Genomic DNA, 19,356 nt, shown 5'->3' with positions numbered 1-19,356 from the left:
TTTTAATTTAATATTTGTTCTAATATAGTTCTTGTAATTAAATATGTAGGTCTTACTCCAGAGGCTCCTAAACCTCCCGATGCTAATGTACCTCCTGTTTCTAAAGGGTTATCACTCGCGTAATATGCATAACGCACTTTTACATCTCGGCTTATACTTCCTCTTACTTTCGATGCGGCTTGTATTGCTTTTTGGTAATGTGCACCTTCCATTTCTAAACCTATTACATTCCATGTAGAATTGTAAAAAAACTTTAAAATATCTTTATTTTGAAGCGATGTTCCTAAAACCGTAATCATAGCTCCGTCGTAAACATTTACACCTTTACCTTCTAAATCTTCTCTTTTCAATTCGTTATCAAAAGGATAATTATCTGCAGTTCCTTCAAAAATATGTGCAGATGGTATCATAATATCACCTTTACCACCTTCTAGAATACCTGCCTTTCCCATAATCGATAAAGACTCTATATTTAAATGTACCTTTTCTTTTCCTTTTGGTTTATAAGGCTTTAATAATTCGTCTATAGTTTCATAAGCTTGCTCTCCAAAAGCATAGTCCATAACTATAATAACTGGTTTTTTATCTTGTAAAACAGCTTCAGATACCTGAATATCCAGTTTTGAAGTATCAATTTTACTCGTATCAAATATTTGGACATCAATATTAGCACCCGATGTATCTTTGATGTAAAACATCCCTTTTTGCAACGCTTCTTTAGAAATTTTATTGCGCAAGCTTTCGTTTTCTTTATGACTTAAAGATTCGTAAACATCGAATATATCTTTTTTAGCTACAATAGATTTTAAAGCATTTGGTGTAAAAAGCGTATTCATAACACTGTGCATATTTGCACTAATAACATGGATCGGTCTTTCTAATAAATTATTTCTATGTAAGGTTTCTTTAATTGTATTCGACCATATTTCACCATGGATATGGTGACCTATACGCTCTCTTAAAACGGGACTAAAAGTAATAGTACGCTTATCGTTACCAATTAACTCTTCTATAGCTAATTTCCCTAACCAATATACAATATGTAACAATCGTTCAGGCTGTAAAGTTGTTGCAAAAGCATTATAAACAGATGTAATCTCTTTAAAGGTTCGCCCTAAAATATTTGCCGTATGCGATATAGCAACCTCACGCTCTTCTTTACTAAGTTTCTTTTTAGATAAAACAGTGTTTTCAAGTTTTACCCAATCGCGAGTGGTTTCACCCTCTTCATTGGTTAGTACTCGCCTACTAATTTTATGAGACTCAACAAAAAGAAAAGTAAGGTGCGTTAAAATATCATAAATTTCCGAGCGTCCACGTGTAATTTCAATATTCATTTGCTCGTCATCGATTCGATAACAGTTACGACGTCTTTTTGGTGGAATTATAGATTCAAAATGCGAATCTCCATAACCCTCATCACTTGTTAAATTGATAAACATGCACTCTTCAATACCAATTGGTAATCTATCAATTACATAAAGTAAACCCTCTAATTCAGCTTTTTCGTCGCCAATAGAACCATAAATTTCAGGTCGCAACAACAACAAAGAACTCCTTAGCGTTTCACCAGAAATACCCATTGGTTTATAGAAACCTCGGTTAAATAAGTGTCGCATAGTAATGTATAGCCTTTCAATGGCGTTCGAGCTCTCTTGTGCTCTCGTTCTTTCGTGATGTTTTTTATTACTCATATTTTAATTTAGTGCGTCAAAGGTACTACTATTTTAATTAATTTTCTTACTGTAATAGGTCTACAATTTTTCTGTCATTTGAAAGCCTCGGAATTTTATTTTGCCCACCTAATTTCCCAATAGATTTCATATAATTTTGGAAACCATCTTTTTCAACCTTTGTAATCTTTAATGGCTGCAACACTTTGCCTTCAATTAAATCGAAATAATAGCTGTTTTGTTTCTGTAATGACTCATCTAATTTTTTCGCTAAAGCGGAAAGGTCTTCAGGGTTATTTTCAAATTCTACAAACCATTCATGATACGGCAATCCTTCCGAAGGACTAATTTGAGGCGCTACAGTAAATTCTGAAACTCTAATATCAGAATTAGCAGTAGCTTCCTGCATAGCTTGCTCTACCTCTTTCCCAATAACATGCTCGCCAAAGGCAGAAATAAAATGTTTTATACGCCCAGAAACAATAACACGATATGGTTTCGTTGATGTAAACTCAATAGTATCGCCAATATTATAAGCCCAAAGTCCTGCGTTAGATGAAATTATCATCACATAATTAACGCCAATTTCAACATCTTTTATGCTAATTCGTAATGGACTTTCATCAAAAAATTCGTCAGCTTTTATAAATTCGTAAAAAATACCCGAATTTAATTGAAGTAACATCCCTTTTTCATTCTGCTTATCTTGAAAGGCGAAAAAGCCCTCACTTGCCGGATACAGTTCAATACTATCTACTTTTCTTCCGATAAGGTTCTCAAATTTTGCGCGGTAAGGTTCGTAATTAACGCCTCCGAATATAAATAAATTAAAATTTTTAAAAATATCACCGACTTTCTTTCCTGTTTTCTCCTGAAGTTTCTCGAAATACATTTGTACCCAAGATGGAATTCCAGAAATGATAGTCATGTCCTCAGGCAGTGTTTCTTCAACTATAGCATCCACCTTAGTTTCCCAATCGTCAATACAATTGGTCTTCAATGATGGTAAACGGTTTTTCTGAAGATATTTAGGTACATAATGCGCAACAATTCCTGAAAGCCGGCCTAATTGCACTCCATTTTGCTCCGTTAAAATAGGACTTCCTTGTAAAAAAATCATTTTACCATCTACAAACTTAGCATTACCTGTTTCGTGAATGTACATTAAAATAGCATTTCTAGCAGCTTCCACATGGCTAGGCATACTTTCTTTTGTAATAGGAATGTATTTTGATCCTGAAGTAGTTCCAGATGTTTTGGCAAAATAAAGAGGCTTGCCTACCCAAAGAATATCTTTTTCTCCAGCAACAACTTTTTCAACATACGGTTTTAAAGCTTCATAATCACGAACAGGCACACGCTTAATAAAATCAGCATAAGAGTTTATACTAATAAAATCATGATCTTTTCCAAATTCGGTTCCTGCTGCTTTTGCAATTAAATCTTGAAATACTTTTTCCTGAGTTTCCACAGGATTATTACTCCATTTTTGAATGGATTTAAAAACACGCTTTGCAAATGGTTTTGCTAATGCAGATTTTAATGAAAACATATTTATTTTGAATGCGTTTTAAACCAATTAATAATTAAACTATCACGTTCGTCAGCGAAATTTGATAACGTATGATTACCGCCTTCAAACAATTTATAGCTAAAATCTGTTTTACCAGAAATTTTAAGCGAATCTATAAGTTGTTTTGCTTCTTCAACCGCCACTCTATTATCATCTGTTCCATGCAAAATAAGTATTGGTTCATTTATTTCTTTATGCCAATATACGGCAGAACGCTTAAAATAAGCTTCTTTGTTTGTAATTGTATCTCCAAAAAGCGGCTTATAAACTTGATGATACATGCTTTCGCGGAATTTAATAGATTCAAATTTATTAGTAGGAGCTCCAACCACAGCAATACTGTTTATATTATCGGTTAATTTAGAAATTTGATAGGTATTCATACCTCCTCTTGAATAACCTAAAATATGAATATTTTTTTCATCAACAAAATCTAATTCCTTTGCAATTTCTATTAATTTTAAAATATCATTCAAATCTTTTCCGCCAAATTCATCAACACCTTCACTAGCCATGTTTCCACGTAATTGCGATCCCAAAACTACATAACCTTCTGCACTCAAATTCCCCATCATTCTTAACTGATAGCCATTTAACATCCCAAAACTTTGGTTACCTCCACGACAAAATATTATCGCTGGTAATTTTTCTGTTTTATTTTGGTTTGGCTTAACTATAAATCCTTCTATATTTAAGGTGTCTACCAAATATTTTATTTTATAAAAATCGACAAAATCATTATTAAAAAAGTCAGTATTATTTAATAAATTTTGATAACTGATGGCTTCGTGAAATGATTCGTTTTTTGACCGTTTTACACAAGACATGACAATCAACGCTAAAACTAAAGAGTAAAACACTTGCCTAAAACCAAACATTCTATTTAAAATCTATAAAGTTTGTTGGGTCTATTGGATAACCATCATTCCAAAGCTCAAAATGCAAATGTGGGCCCGTAGATAATTCTCCTGTATTTCCTGCAGTAGCAATTACCTCCCCAGCCTTAACCAGATCGCCTTGCGCTTTTGTTAAACTCGCGTTGTGTTTATAAACAGAAATTAAACCATAACTATGCTCAATGATAATAACGTAACCTGTACTGGCTGTCCATTCGGCAAAAATAACAATACCATCGGCCGTGGCTTTAATAGGTGTATCTTTCGCAACAACAATATCAACAGCATAATGCTTTTCTTTTACATTGTAAGGATCACTAATGGTACCGTTTACCGGTGGAAATAATATAAAACTGGTAGCCGATGTTGCCGACTCGAATAAATTATACTTATCCTCTTTGTCTACCTTTTCACGAAGTAATGAATCGGCCGACGACGGATTTAAATCTACCTCACCTACCTCCAACTTAACCGCCGATATTATTGAATCTTTATTAAAGTCCGTCGGGCTCAAATCACCTTTTAGAACCTTTTTTATAGATGCATAATACAATTCGTTAACAGAAATAGCCCTTTGCAATGAATCGGTTTTGTAGTTTAATTCGGTAGCTTTCTTTTTTAATGCTGTTGAAGAATAGCCAGGAATATACTCTCTAAGAGGTGTAAATGCTATTAAAGTATACGTTACAGCCACTAAAAATATAGCAGATAGCGATATTAAAACAAACACATTTAAACGTGTTAACTTAAGGGATAAGCGCTCTTCGAACGTGTTTTCGTTAAGTATAACCAATTTATACTTATCGAGTAATTTACTTTTTATTTTTTTGGGTTCTTTCTTTTTCTCTATCATGTTAAAACAAAAATAAATAGAATTTATTAAGTAATTACAAATTCAACTATTTAAATACACCTTTAACAATATGCTAAAGTTATGTTTAAAACGATGTTATTTAAGTTTAATTATTAACTTTGCAAAACAAAATTAACAGTTATGATATTATCAAACATATTTTTAGGAATGATTGGACCAATGCAAATAGCATTAATTGTAGTCATTGTTTTACTTTTATTTGGAGGTAAAAAAATACCTGAATTGATGCGAGGACTTGGTAGCGGAATTAAAGAGTTCAAGGATGCCAGCAAAGAAGAAGAAGATCCAGCAAGCGACAAAAAGAAATAAAACTAATTTTAGTTAAAAAAAAGACCAACATTTTATAAATGTTGGTCTTTTTTTATGTCAATTTTTTATCAACTATTTTATTTTAACAGATCTAATTATAGCTTCAAGTTCTAACATATAATTACGCTTTTCTACCGATGGTGCAAAAGCAAAACCTTCAACAACTACCCAGCGTTTATTAATTTCATCTTCAATAACGTAACTTATAAATGGACCTCCCATAAAATCACCTTTTAAGTCCCATAAACCTTTAGTTTCTAAGGCTGGTTTATTATCTACAATAGTTTCACCGTAAAATGGCGTATACGCGTTCTCCGTAACCATATAAGACTCTATTTTATCTCCACTTGCGGTTAGATCACCATCTTGACGTCCTCGAATGTATAACTTACCAACAGAATCTCTTACTTTAATAATTTGATTAACCACACTATCGTTTCTTTTAATAGCATCATAGGGCAAACTATAAATCATTAAATTATTGGTTCCTGTTGTAATCTCCTTTCTAACCCAGAAAAAATTATCGCTTTCTTTTGCTATTATATAAACAGAAGGAAAATCGATAGTTAAACCTAACTTTTCTTCAATAGCAGTATACGTGTGATGCGATTTACTCATTTGGCGCATGCGTTCACTTAACTCAGTATTACGAAAAGTTTCAATGATTTTATCTGCATTTTCGTTTAGTGTACTAATAATTTCTTCCCTTGTTTTTCCCGAAACAGTAATCACCTTTTGAGGCTTAGCATACACATTATCAGTAATTTCAATTCCAGCTTCTTTATTTGGTGCTATTTTTAAAATAGTTCTGTTTTTTGTAACAAAACCTGAAAAAACAGAAGCAGGAATCTGACTAACAGAAAACATAGGTTCGTCTTGCGGAAGCCCGTAAATAGGTGTACCCAATATGTTTCTAATGGTCTCGCCTACACTACCATCCCATAAATCGTTACCGAGAACTACAGAGACATGACTCATATTCCCAGAAGAATCTGGTAACAAAGATTGATCATTTTTTTTCTCATTACCGCAAGACACTAATAGAATTAAAGCCATTGCAGAAAAAATAATTTGTCGCATAATATTGTTATTTAGTTTTTAAAATTTAGCTTTTAGCTATTTTAAGTTTCATTCCTATTTTCAGTTTAGTACCACTAATACCGTTCCAATCTTTAATATTTTGAACAGAAACTCCAGTAAATTTTTGAGAAATAGTCCAAAGTGAATCACCATCGGCTACCGTATAGTAGAAAAATGGCCCCGAAATAGGTTTAGGTTTAATTGTTTTTACCGGTTTCGAAGTCCCAGAAACATTAGGGTTTTTATTATAAATAGTTAATCGTTGGCCAATTTTCAAACTGTTACTTCGTAAACCATTCCAACGTTTTAATTCACTTACACGAACACCGTGCATTCTAGAAATTTTACCTAAATAATCACCAGATTTTACACGATATGTCGTTTTATTATCGGCCTTAAAAAATTGAGGTAATGGTTTTTCGCGTTTTGCAAATTCCGCTTTAGCGAACTCATAAATTTTATCTTCGTTATTAACAAATTTACCAATCACTTCATTCGGTAATCTTAAACTATAATTTTTACCCTCTACAAAAGGAACAACATCTAATTTATATGAAGGGTTTAAGAACTGTAATTTCTCGATAGGCACATCAGTCACTTCAGATATTTGATCTAAAGTAATCATACGTTTTACACGAATAGTATCAGTTTCAAAATATGCAACTTCCGGTTTGTAACGTTTAAAACCGTGTTCTTCAGCATATTCAAAAATATACATATTAGCTAAAAAAGCAGGTAAATACCCAGCAGTTTCCCGAGGTAAATTATGCCTAATATTCCAGTAGTTTCTATACCCACCAGAGCGCCTAATAGCCTTAGAGACATTTCCTGGACCAGAATTATAAGCAGCCAACGCCAAATCCCAATCGCCAAAAATACCATATAATTTTGATAAGTATTTAGATGCTGCAACAGTAGATTTTATAGGGTCACTACGCTCATCAACATAGCTACTCACATCTAAACCGTACTCTTTACCTGTAGCAAACATAAATTGCCATAAACCGGTTGCTCCAACTCGAGATTTTGCGCGTGGTTTTAAAGCCGACTCTACAATAGCTAAATATTTTATTTCTAAAGGAATGTTTTGATTATCTAATTCACGCTCAAACATTGGAAAATAGAACGAACTAAGCGTTATTAGCTTCTGTAAATGATTGCGCCTGTGTTTTAAATAAGATTTTATAACACTCTCTAGCGACTCGTTATACTCTACGTTAAAAGGCGTTCTAGCGTCTAATTCTTTTAAACGCGCTTTTAAGGTTTCTGTAGATAGCTCTGGATAATCAACCGGCTCGTAAGTTAACTCGGTAACCGATTCGTAGATAGAATCGAAAAGCGTATTACTATATAGTTCTTCATGCCATTTCTCATCAATTTTGGCTGCATAAACGTCGTCTAACAGATTTTTAAAAGCCATACTATCTTTCTCAAGATCAATCCCTGTTACTTTTTGGGATGTATTATCTATTAAAGAATCTTTAATAACTATTGTTTTCTGAACAAGCGAATCCTTAATTTGAAGGGGCTGCACCACTGTGGAATCGGCTTCTTGCGAAAAACAAAAGCTAACATTAATAAATAATAAGATTGTAAAAAATCGAAAAGCCATAAAATCTATTCAGTTAATTGTTGAATGATATTATGGCTAAATTCGTCTTTTTTATGAGAATCTGAAAACTTAATTCAAATTATTCTAAAATAGCAGCAATTCCAGGTAATGTTTTACCTTCTAAACTTTCTAACATTGCTCCGCCTCCAGTACTTACGTAACTTACTTTATCTTCAAAACCAAATTGTTTTACAGCTGCAACAGAGTCTCCTCCACCAACAAGAGAAAAAGCACCTTTTTTAGTAGCTTCTGCAATAGAATTTCCTAATTCTATAGTTCCTCCAGCAAATTTTTCCATTTCAAAAACACCTAATGGTCCATTCCAAAGTATGGTTTTACATTGCATAACAACATCGTGAAATTGTTTTCTCGATTTTGGTCCAGCATCTACACCTTCCCAACCATCAGGAATTTCATTAATATCAACAATTTGAGTGTTAGCATCATTGCTAAAATCATCTGCAGCAATAGTATCTACAGGAATATGGATTTGTACATTTTTTTCTTTGGCTTGCTTTAATATATCTAAAGCTAACGGCATTTTATCATCTTCACAAATAGAATTTCCTATTTTTCCACCTTGAGCTTTAACAAAGGTAAACGCCATTCCACCACCTATAATTAAGTGATCTACTTTATCTAAAATGTTTTCGATAATTGTAATTTTAGACGATACTTTTGCACCACCAAGAATAGCTAAAACAGGTTTTTCACCAGTTTTCATAACCTTATCAATACTTTCAATTTCTTGAGCTAATAATTTTCCGAAGCATTTTTTACCTTCAAAAAATTGAGCTACTATAGTTGTAGATGCATGCGCACGGTGTGCTGTTCCAAATGCATCATTCACATAAATATCTCCTAATTTAGAAAGTTTTTCAGCGAAATCTTTATCTCCTGCAGTTTCTTCTTTATAAAAACGTAAGTTTTCTAATAATAAAATTTGTCCTGGTTGTAAATTTGCCGCTAATGCTTCAACATCTGCACCAATACAATCCGGTGCCATTATAACTTCAACACCCAAAATATCTTCAACTTTATTTACAATATGTTTTAATGAAAACTCATCTTGAAAACCCTTAGGACGACCTAAATGAGACATTAAAATACAGCTTCCACCATCTTCTAAAATTTTGATAATTGTTGGTTTTGCAGATACAATTCGCGTATCATCCGTAACTTCAAATTTATCATTTAAAGGCACATTAAAATCTACACGAATTAATGCTTTTTTATTCTCGAAATTAAAATCGTTAACCGTTTTCATTTTATTTATATGTTTTAATTTTTAACTATTTGATTCACAAATGTAACTAAATAAACAGCCATTTAAAACGTGTTTTTTCACGAAAACGATATAGACAAGCAATAATTTTTAAAAATTAGAATTGTTGCACTCAGATACATGGATTTTTCGGAGAGATTCACCGATAAATAATAAAAAATATCGAAATTTTATGTAGGTTTGTTTCATGCTTTTTAAAGATGTTTTAGGTCAAGACCATATAAAAAACCATTTAACCACTAGTGTTGATAATGGACGAATTGCCCACGCGCAATTATTTGTAGGCAACGAAGGTTCGGGTACACTACCCATGGCCATTGCTTATGCTCAATATATATTATGCTCAAATTCTGGTGGTGAAAACAGTACAGGAAATGAGTCTTGTAACCTAAAATTTAACAACCTTTCGCATCCCGATTTACATTTTGCCTTTCCGGTAACCACAAGCGATAAGGTAAAAAGCAAACCTGTTTCTAGTTTCTATTTAGAAGAATGGAGAAAACTTGTAAAAGAACAGCCTTATGGCAATTTATTCGATTGGTATAAACTCCTTGGCGTAGATAATAAACAAGGGCAAATTGGTGTAGAAGAAGCTCTAAATATTGTAAAATCGCTTACGCTGAAATCTTACGAAGGCGGCTACAAAGTGATGCTAATTTGGATGGCCGAAAAAATGAACACCGCATGTGCAAACAAGCTTTTAAAGCTTATAGAAGAGCCACCAAACAAAACGGTTTTTATTTTAATTACTGAAGAAGAAGAACAAATTATAAACACCATTCGTTCGCGCTGCCAAATTTTACATTTCCCGCCGCTAGCCGAAGATGTTATAGTTGAAGCTTTGGTAAAACAATTTAATATTGATAGAAATGTTGCTACAAAAATAGCACACCAAAGCAACGGAAATTATAATAAAGCAAGCGATTTAGTATATCAAGATACCGAAGATAACCAGTTTGAAACTTGGTTTATTCTATGGATACGTAGTGCATTTAAAGCCAAAGGAAACAAGGCAGCAATTATAGATTTAATTTCTTGGAGTGAAGACATTGCCAAAACAGGACGAGAAACTCAAAAGCAATTTTTAAATTTTTGTTTAGACTTTTTTCGCCAAGCTTTATTACTTAATTATAACGCCGACGATCTCGTTTTTTTTGAACCAAAAACAGAGAAATTTAAGCTAGAAAACTTTGCTCCTTACGTGCATGGCAATAACATTATGGACATTAGTAACGAACTTCAAGACGCCATTTATCATATTGAACGTAACGGAAATTCCAAAATTATCCTAACAGATTTATCTATTAAACTAACCAGATTACTTCATAAAAAAGCAGATTAAATCTGTGTCTATTTAAATAACAGTACATAAAAAAAGGTCTATTAAATGAGAATTTAATAGACCTTTTTTAGTTTTTATAATCTAAGCTTATTCTGCCTTCTTATAATCAGCATTTAAAGCATCAACAATAGTTTTAGTTAAATCGCTTTCTTCTGCTCCGTACATTACTGTAGCAGCAGCTTCGCTAGTTCCTAAAATATAGTTGTAACCATTAGTTTTTCCGTAAGCTCCAACAAAGTCTTTAACTCTTACAATAACAGAATCGATATCCGATTGAAAAGCCAACGTTAATTGTTGTTGCTCTACTTGCATTTGCTGTTGTAATTGTTGTTGTTTTTGTTGTAAGCCAGCCATTAATTCTTCAGCCTTTTTTCTATTACTTCTAGCTATTCTTTGAGCTTCAGCTTGAGTTTTTTGAGCTTCCGTTTGAAAAGCTAATCCAATACTGTCTGCTCTTTTTCTAAAAGCTTCTTCTTTCGTTTTGTATTTTGCTTCTAAATCGATTTTTTCTTGAAAATCGTTAATAACGGTTCCGTTATCTACAAAACCAATTTTGTTTGGTTTTTCACAAGATGCTAAAACAAGCATCGCGATGGCAACATAAAGTATGTTCTTCATTTTATTCGTTGATTAGTTTTTGGTTATTTTTTTTAATCCAAACAAATGTAATAAAGTAAGATTAAAACTAAAGACGAATTATTCTGATTTTAACATAAATCACTTCTAAATTAAAAACTATTCGATTAAACGACTTTATCGCTAATTTTTTTAGAATAGAAGCCAAAATTAAAATCTATAGAAAATCTTATCCAAAAACAATACATATAGATAAAATCTATTCATAATTTATATAAAATAGTAAATTATTATTAAAAACAAGATGTTTTAAAGGTGTTTAAGGCGTTTTTAAAAAATCGTTATATATTTAGATGTTATCAAATAATACAATCAAAATAGACGTGTTAAATTAACTTTTATCTATTTTTTATGACATAAATTAACGAAGAAGCCTCTTTTGTTCTCAAAGATTTAATATTTGAGCGCAAACCAAACCAAAATCCTCTTACTGGATTCATCTTCCCGGTTTTATACTTTTCCGAAAGCATGCTCACATAAAACGCGTCAAATAACATCGGTTTTGTTTCAACAACTTTCATGTTTTGTTTAGCAACTAAATTAGAAATTGAGTTTTTGTTAAAATGCCAAAGATGTCTTGGCACATCATAAGCGGCCCAAAACTCTTTATAATATTGTGCATCGAAACTGTTATAATTAGGTACTGCGATAACTAAAGTTCCGTCCTCTTTTAATAGGCTCTTAAAAATTTGAACCTGCTCTTCTAAGTTTGGCAAATGTTCCAATACATGCCAAAGCGTAATAACATCGAAACTGTTTGATTCAAACTCTTGAAGCTTTTCTGTCCCAAAAACAGAATCATTTGTTTTATTATTAGCAATAGTTCGCGCTTCATTGTTTGGTTCAATACCAGAAACACTCCACTTATTTTGTTGTGCTGTTTGTAAAAAATCACCTGTTCCGCAACCTACATCTAGTAGTATTTTTGTTTGAGATGAAAACGAATTAATAAGCTTTAACTTCTTTTTAAGCGAAATACTTCTTACTAAATGATACACCTTTTCAAATAAATTTCGCTTAGAATCTGTATGAGAAATATAGTCTTCGCTTTGATAATATCCTGGTAATTTATCTGAAGTTGGCTGAGGAATTGTTTCTAAAAAACCATATACTTTGTTTTCTATTAACTGAAACTCTTCACCGGAAACGGAAAAATCTTTAACTTTTAACGGACTTTTTGATGATTGATAATTGGACACTGAATAAATAGTTTACTTTATTATTGAACTAAAAACGATTAGTTTTTTGATTTAACCCGATTTACTTTGAACTTTTAAATACTAATTACAACTGTTTTTAATCAACTTATTAGTTATAGTTTATGTTTCTTCAAACATAATATAATAGCAAATTTTTGAATTATAATTAAATTAATCTTAGCTTCTTGTTCTTTTTACTCTTCGTTTTTTTTCTTGAAAACTCAAAAAAACAGACTTAATCTATCAAAAAAAGAAGAAGCAAACGTGATTTATAAAACCCAATTTAATTCAATATTTTCATTCTGTAAGATCACATTTTAAAATCATAAAGATAAATTAACGTGTTTTTAAACAATTGGCGTTCATTTTAAAAACAATGTTTCCATAAAAATATTTCTAAAAACTATATAAACCTCTCTCTATTCCTAAAAAAATTAAGTGTTTTCATTTTCTAAAAACTAAAAAATAACGCATTAAAAGTTTAAACACCTTTACTAAAAAAGGTTTTCAAAAACATGTTTTAGATTTTGGTTTTCTATAAAATCAAAAACAAACAAATCACTATTCTTTCATGATTTAATTCTTTTTGTTTCAAAAAACAGTATTTAAAAACACGTTAATAATAACAAAAAACTGATTTAAATTGAATTAAAAAAACAAAAACAAACAGCTGTTTATATAAAAGTATTAGTCTAAATGTTTCATTTTAATATTGAATTACATGTTGAATGTGGTATATAAATTTTTAAAAAACAGATCGAAAACACATCAAAAAGTCTTTCAAAAATCACATTATAACAAAGCTATTTCAGCGTTGAAACATCTATTTATCTTTAATAATTCATACTAAAAAACAAAACTTACACTACACATGTTCCACGTGGAACGTTATAAAACTAGCCAAATAATCTAATAGCAAAACAACTTATACTGTCCAAAAGTTAATTTATCTACCCATATAAACAAGCAAAACAGATACATCATTTGGAGATACCCCACTAATTCTTGACGCTTGAGAAACTGTTGCCGGTTGGATCTTTTTAAGCTTTTCACGCGCCTCTAAACTCATAGATTTTATCTGAGAGTAATCAAAATTTTCAGGAATTTTCACATACTCTAAACGCGATAATTTATCAGCATTAACTTTTTCCTTAGCAATATACCCAGAATATTTAACCTGAATTTCGGTCTGTTCTATCACCTCTCTATCCAGATTATGCTCTTGGATATAAGCCTCAACACTTTCAACTTTACGTATATCTTCCATGTCAACATTAGGTCGAGCAAACACTTTAAAAAGCTTACCAGATTGATTTACAACAGCCGATTTTTTAGATTCTAATATTGGGTTTATCTCTTCTGGCTTTACACTTTGTGTCTCAAAAAAGCTTACAAATTTCTCCGCAGCTTCATGCTTTTCCTCCATGCGTTTTAACCGTTTTTCAGAAGCTAAACCTAAATCAAAACCTTTTGGCGTTAACCTAATATCTGCATTATCTTGGCGTAATAACGTTCTATATTCAGCACGAGAAGTAAACATTCTATATGGCTCTTCTGTACCTTTTGTAATTAAATCATCAACTAAAACACCTATATATGCTTCATCTCTTTTTAATGTAAAAGCATCACGTTCTTGGGTTTTTAAAGCTGCATTTATACCGGCCATTAATCCTTGAGAAGCAGCTTCTTCATAACCCGTAGTTCCATTAATCTGGCCAGCGAAATACAAACCTTCAACTAACTTAGTTTCTAAGGTATGCTTCAATTGTGTTGGCGGGAAATAATCGTATTCTATAGCGTAACCCGGTCTAAAAAATTTCACGTTTTCAAAACCAACTACAGACCGCAAAGCTTTAAATTGAACATCCTCTGGCAAGGATGTAGAAAAACCATTTACATAAACCTCACAAGTATTCCAACCCTCCGGCTCGATGAATAATTGATGACGATCCTTATCTGCAAAACGATTAATTTTATCTTCAATAGATGGGCAATAACGCGGTCCTAAACTTTTAATTCTACCATTAAACATTGGTGACCTATCAAACCCTTCCCGAAGCAAATCATGCACTTCAAGACTTGTATAAGTCATGTAACAAGAACGTTGTTTTTCCAATGGTTTTGTAATATCTAAATAAGAGAATTTTTCAGGGTTTTTATCACCAGGTTGTTCTGCCATTTTAGAATAATCTAAACTACGACCATCAACTCTTGGAGGTGTACCTGTTTTCATTCTACCAGATTCAAAACCTAATTCTACAAGTTGTTCTGTAATTCCAGTTGCTGCTCTTTCTCCTGCTCTACCACCACCAAAATTTTTATCACCTATATGGATAAGCCCATTTAAAAAGGTGCCATTTGTAAGCACGACAGACTTCGCTTTTATTTCAATTCCAAGCGATGTTTTAACACCAACTACTTTATGGTTTTCCACTATTAATCCAGAAACCATATCCTGATAAAAATCTAAATTTGGAGTTCCTTCTAACATCATTCTCCAATCTTCAGCAAAACGCATTCTATCACTCTGAACTCTTGGACTCCACATAGCAGGCCCTTTAGATTTGTTCAACATTTTAAATTGAATAGCCGACGTATCAGAAACAATTCCACTGTATCCTCCAAGCGCATCTATCTCCCGAACAATTTGTCCTTTAGCTATCCCTCCCATAGCAGGGTTACAAGACATCTGAGCGATGTTTTGTAGATTCATGGTAACCAACAGTGTTTTACTACCCATATTAGCAGCCGCGGCCGCGGCTTCGCTTCCTGCGTGCCCAGCCCCAACAACTATAACATCATAAACATCATTAAACATGCTTTTTCTTTTTTTTAAAACCTATAGTGTTCCACGTGGAACATAAATATTTTTTTTGTTGAAATTTTATTTAGAAATCGTAATTACTACTTAATCAAATTTAAATAGTACTCTTCTTTTTCACGCATCAAACTAGCGTCCGATTCCGTCTTGTCTTTATACCCACAGTAATGTAAAACACCATGAACAATAACTCGTTTTAATTCTGAAAGAAAATTGACTTCAAAATCCTTTGCGTTATCAATAACTCTCTCAATGGAAATAAAAATATCCCCTTGTATAATTTTGCCAACACAATAATCAAAACTTATTACATCTGTTAAAGTATCATGATTAAGAAATTCCACATTCAATTTATGAAGATACTCATCATCACAAAACACATAGTTTATTTCTTCCAACTTAAAACCTTCGTTAGAGATTGCTTCCATAATCCATTTAGAAATCACTTCCTCTTCCTCTAATATAAAAACTGTTTCGTAATTAAAATTAATCATTGCTTTGCTTAAAATATTCTTGAACTTTCTGTTTGTAAATTTGCTGCAAAGGTAAGCTTTGTCTGTTCAATATTTCAGTTGTATTAAAATATTGTTTAGCTGTAGGTATTTGGTTGTTAGAACTATTATTAAAATCATTACTACTACTTTCAGATTGACGCTTACTGTCTTCACCTTGCTGAAAACTCGCTTTATCTAATTTTAATAACTGATGTTTTAATTGCATCATTTTCCGAAGCGTGCTATTATCAAAACCCTTATTCAGAAGGTCTAGTTCTATATCTTCCATTTGCCTTACAAGCTTATCTCCATTTCCACCTTTTCCAAATTTACCTTCTTTGCTTAATTGCTCTTCTAAGGCTTGACGTAATTCTTGTTGTTGTTGGTAAATTTTAAAAAGCTCACCATTTAAGTCTTCATTTAAACCTTCGCCATCCTCTCCAGACTGTTTTCCGTTTTCACCTTTTCCATTACCATCTCCATCAGAACCACTCTCTCCTTCTTTACCATCTTTTTCACCTTCACCCTCTTTCTTACCATCGCCATCTTTAGGTTTTCCATTTTCACCCTTTTTCATTCCTTCCTGCATCATTTTATTAAGTTGCTCCTGGCTCATAATCATATCTGGTAATTGCATATCACCATCTTTCCCTTGCCCCATAGACATACTCATACTTTCTTGCATATTATCGAGAATACCACTTAAAATGTTAGCTAAATTATTAGCGGCTGTAACAACAAATTGCTGACTAGACACACCTTGATATAATCTATTTTCGGCTAACAATTCCATTGCTTTATCCATGTGGTAATACGCCTCCGTAATTTCTTTATTTACAGTTTCGGATATTTTTGGTTGACGCAACGATAAAGCAAATAAGCTATCATCTACATGCTCAAAGTTTTCCTTTAAATCTTTTTGTTTCTTTAAAAATGAAGCAAACTTGTTATGGTTTACTTCTATAGATTTAAAACTATTCATAAGTGCTTCTTGATCGAAAGAAAACAACACTAAGTTATCTAAAACCTGACGAAGCATCTCTACATCTTCTTGCATCTTATCACCTTGCATAGAACTCATAGCCGCTCCCATTTGCTCACTCATTTCCATCATTTTCTTGGCAGCTTTCTTTTGGCTATCCTTTGCTTTTTTAGAATTTTCGTTTTTAGAATCTTTTGGCTCTCCTTCTGGTTTTTCTCCTGCTTGATCCTGTTCCTTTTTATCTAAAGCATCAGACGCTTTTTTTTGTTCGTCCTGTACTTCTTTTTCATCCAGCTTGTCACGCGGAATTTCCATTGGCTTTTTAAGGGATTTGCTTTCCTCTTCTAGATCGCCAATCTGTTTCTTAAAATCGTCAAACTCTTTATTTAATTCTTCTTGCTTTTCTTTTGTATTTTCTTGTTCAGGTTTGTTAGATAATTCTTCTTGATCTATAGCAAGCTTCATTAAATCCTCTTTAAGTTTTTCCAGTTTCTTTTCAACATAAAAACGTTTCGTTAATTCCAACAGCTGTTCTAAACTTTTCTTTTTGTTTTTATTTTGCTTAGCAAGTTCATCTAACTTTTGTACCAACTCATCTTTTCTAATTTTTTGTTGAAGATGTTTTATTTGCTCTAGTAACTTTTCATCTTCTTTTAATTTCTCTTCATTATCCTCTAGTCGCTTTTTTAAATCTTCCTTAAACTCATCTTCCTTGGTATTCTCCTTTTCAAATTCATCAAGATTATCTTTTAGCTTTTTATTGAAATTTTTCATCATTTCGTCCTGCTCCTTCTGGCGTTTAAAAAATGATTCTAACTTCTTCTTATCATTAAAATTTAAGTTCTCTTTTTCTTTTTGAGTTTTGGTTACATCCTTTAATTGCTTATCCTGTTTTTCAAAATTTTCTAGAGATTTATTTAAATCCTGAATATTTTCCTTCTGTTCTTGCAGTTGTTTTTGCTTTTCCTCGTCTTTAGTCCGTTTTCTATATGAAAAAATCTTGCTTTTAGTGTTTTTATAGCTATTAACAATGTCATTATCAAATACTTGAAAATAAAAACTATAAGAAACCCCTTCTTTAACCTTTAAATTATTAGGAAAAGCACTTATAAATTCTCCAATATTTGAATTACCGATCGGAATATTTTCAACTTGCTTATTTTTTTCATCTTCCGAAGGGTAATAAACTAACTGTAATTTACTAAAACCATAATCGTCGCTAACCTGTCCATAAAAATATAAACTTTGCAAATCCACAGAATCTGTTTCTACTTTTAGTTTTAATTCTGGAAATTCATCTTTAACCACATTTATATTAAAGGCGAGGTTTTCATAATTTTTTAAATCTGCGTTGCTCGTACTTAGCGTATATTCAAAATTTTTAAATATTTTTCGGTTTACGCCAAATATACCAGTATCAACTTTTTTGAAATTTATAGTGTCTCTAGAAAATAAACTCACAGAAGTAGTCGATTTTGTTTTTAGCTTCCAACTAATTTCTGTTCCTTCTGGCACAGTTGCATTACCCGTACTTTTTAAAGTTTGTTTTTTCTTTCTGATATAATTAGGGTAATTTAAAACCATTTCAAAATCTAAAAGTGAAGGCACCTCAACCACATTAATAGTATATGGTTTTGAATTCACTTTATTTGCCGATAACTGAAAATTAATTGACGTTTTAGGTTGAGAAAAAACGTACTCGAACTCACCTATTGCTTTCTGTTGTAAAAAGTAAGTTTCATCATTATAAGTTATTTGTGCGCTCTCTGGAATAACATCTCCCGTAGTTTTCACAATAAGTTTAAAATCTTTATTCTCTATCGCATTCAAACTTTCGTTAACCACAAAAAACTGAAATGGAGCAGGTGGCTCATAAGCCGTTTTATAATTCACAACACGCGTATAACTATCGCTAAACCAATTAAAATTTCCTGTAAAAAAAGTAAGTAATAAAATTAAAACCGGAATGGCTGCATATTTTAAATAACCTAAATTCTTTTTAAAATTTATAGCAAGCTTAAACGGAATAGGATTTAACTCTAAAGATTTTTGATCAATGCTTGCCAACAATAATTCTGATTTAGAATCGCTTTCATTAAGCTGAAGTACATTAAGTAATTTATCGTTCACTTCAGGAAAATGCTCTCCAATTAATTTTGAAGCTTCCTTATAATTTATTCCTTTTTGAAGTTTGAATAATTTAGCCAACGGAAAAATTACAAACTTAACTAGTAATGCTAATTCCACAGCAATAAATAACCAAAACAAAATACTTCGCGCCGTGGTATTTAACCATAGCACATACTCAATAAAAAGTGTAAATAAAAAATACAGCAAACCAATGGCAAAAAACAAAATAATGCCTTTAAGCAATTCATTGGTATAAAACCGCTTAATAAATGCTTCTAATTTACTCTGTATATTTTCAAAATTATTCATGCTTTTCTAAAAACTATTCGGGACAAAAGTATTAACCCACTAAACTACAATTTTATTTTTTACAAGGTTTATAATTAGTTGTTAATTGTATCTTTGTCGCAATTCTAGTAACAAAACTTAGTTTTTAGACTACAAAACCAT

General features: G+C 31.9%; 14 protein-coding genes. 2 read left to right on the top strand and 12 right to left on the bottom strand.

Going from position 1 to position 19,356, the window contains the following annotated elements; genetic code table 11:
• Positions 1-2: 2 nt before the first annotated feature.
• From GQR97_RS06140 to GQR97_RS06125, 4 genes are read right to left on the bottom strand one after another with little or no spacing between them, the layout of a single operon-like run.
• Positions 3-1,694, bottom strand: a complete 1,692-nt coding sequence (locus GQR97_RS06140; protein ID WP_158846506.1) for a DUF6909 family protein — start codon at positions 1,692-1,694, stop codon at positions 3-5.
• Between the two features lie 46 nt (positions 1,695-1,740).
• The gene (locus GQR97_RS06135; protein ID WP_158846504.1) at positions 1,741-3,225 is read right to left on the bottom strand and encodes a GH3 auxin-responsive promoter family protein; all 1,485 of its coding nucleotides are present in this window, start codon (positions 3,223-3,225) and stop codon (positions 1,741-1,743) included.
• 2 nt (positions 3,226-3,227) lie between these two features.
• A complete protein-coding gene (locus GQR97_RS06130; RefSeq protein WP_158846502.1) occupies positions 3,228-4,073 on the bottom strand; it encodes an alpha/beta hydrolase family protein in 846 nt (281 codons plus the stop codon).
• 52 nt (positions 4,074-4,125) lie between these two features.
• Positions 4,126-4,995 (bottom strand): M23 family metallopeptidase, encoded by an 870-nt coding sequence (locus GQR97_RS06125; RefSeq protein WP_158846500.1) that lies wholly within the window; start codon positions 4,993-4,995, stop codon positions 4,126-4,128.
• Between the two features lie 141 nt (positions 4,996-5,136).
• Here GQR97_RS06125 and GQR97_RS06120 point away from each other — a divergent pair, with 141 nt between their 5' ends.
• Positions 5,137-5,325, top strand: a complete 189-nt coding sequence (locus GQR97_RS06120) for a twin-arginine translocase TatA/TatE family subunit (RefSeq protein WP_158846498.1) — start codon at positions 5,137-5,139, stop codon at positions 5,323-5,325.
• Between the two features lie 72 nt (positions 5,326-5,397).
• Here the strand turns inward: GQR97_RS06120 and GQR97_RS06115 are convergent, their stop codons facing one another.
• The 3 genes from GQR97_RS06115 to GQR97_RS06105 form a co-directional block, all read right to left on the bottom strand.
• Entirely contained in the window at positions 5,398-6,405 is a 1,008-nt protein-coding gene (locus GQR97_RS06115) for a DUF4837 family protein (RefSeq protein ID WP_158846496.1), read from the bottom strand.
• A gap of 25 nt (positions 6,406-6,430) precedes the next feature.
• Positions 6,431-8,017 carry a lytic transglycosylase domain-containing protein gene (locus tag GQR97_RS06110; RefSeq protein WP_158846494.1) on the bottom strand — a complete coding sequence of 529 codons (1,587 nt, stop codon included), beginning with the start codon at positions 8,015-8,017 and terminating at the stop codon, positions 6,431-6,433.
• A 79-nt stretch (positions 8,018-8,096) separates the two neighbouring features.
• Complete coding sequence (locus tag GQR97_RS06105) at positions 8,097-9,284, bottom strand: phosphoglycerate kinase (RefSeq protein ID WP_158846492.1); 1,188 nt, start codon at positions 9,282-9,284, stop codon at positions 8,097-8,099.
• A 205-nt stretch (positions 9,285-9,489) separates the two neighbouring features.
• On the opposite strand from GQR97_RS06105, the gene GQR97_RS06100 reads away from it, so the two are divergent.
• Positions 9,490-10,644 (top strand): ATP-binding protein, encoded by a 1,155-nt coding sequence (locus GQR97_RS06100; protein ID WP_158846490.1) that lies wholly within the window; start codon positions 9,490-9,492, stop codon positions 10,642-10,644.
• A gap of 87 nt (positions 10,645-10,731) precedes the next feature.
• On the opposite strand, the gene GQR97_RS06095 is transcribed toward GQR97_RS06100, so the two are convergent.
• The 5 genes from GQR97_RS06095 to GQR97_RS06075 form a co-directional block, all read right to left on the bottom strand.
• A complete protein-coding gene (locus tag GQR97_RS06095; protein WP_158846488.1) occupies positions 10,732-11,262 on the bottom strand; it encodes an OmpH family outer membrane protein in 531 nt (176 codons plus the stop codon).
• A gap of 356 nt (positions 11,263-11,618) precedes the next feature.
• On the bottom strand, positions 11,619-12,479 hold the full coding sequence (locus GQR97_RS06090) for a class I SAM-dependent methyltransferase (RefSeq protein WP_158846486.1): 861 nt from the start codon (positions 12,477-12,479) through the stop codon (positions 11,619-11,621).
• Positions 12,480-13,425: 946 nt separating this feature from the next.
• Positions 13,426-15,297: a tRNA uridine-5-carboxymethylaminomethyl(34) synthesis enzyme MnmG gene (mnmG, locus tag GQR97_RS06085; RefSeq protein WP_158846484.1), complete on the bottom strand. Its 1,872-nt coding sequence runs from the start codon at positions 15,295-15,297 to the stop codon at positions 13,426-13,428.
• Positions 15,298-15,383: 86 nt separating this feature from the next.
• Complete coding sequence (gene ybeY / locus GQR97_RS06080; protein WP_158846482.1) at positions 15,384-15,794, bottom strand: rRNA maturation RNase YbeY; 411 nt, start codon at positions 15,792-15,794, stop codon at positions 15,384-15,386.
• A complete protein-coding gene (locus GQR97_RS06075) occupies positions 15,787-19,215 on the bottom strand; it encodes a DUF4175 family protein (protein ID WP_158846480.1) in 3,429 nt (1,142 codons plus the stop codon). The genes ybeY and GQR97_RS06075 overlap by 8 nt, the downstream gene beginning before the upstream one ends.
• Positions 19,216-19,356: the final 141 nt, after the last annotated feature.

The organism is Algibacter sp. L1A34, from assembly GCF_009796805.1.
GTDB lineage: Bacteria > Bacteroidota > Bacteroidia > Flavobacteriales > Flavobacteriaceae > Algibacter.
Note: the sequence above shows the minus strand (reverse complement) of the source record. Positions and strands in the feature narration are given on the sequence as shown.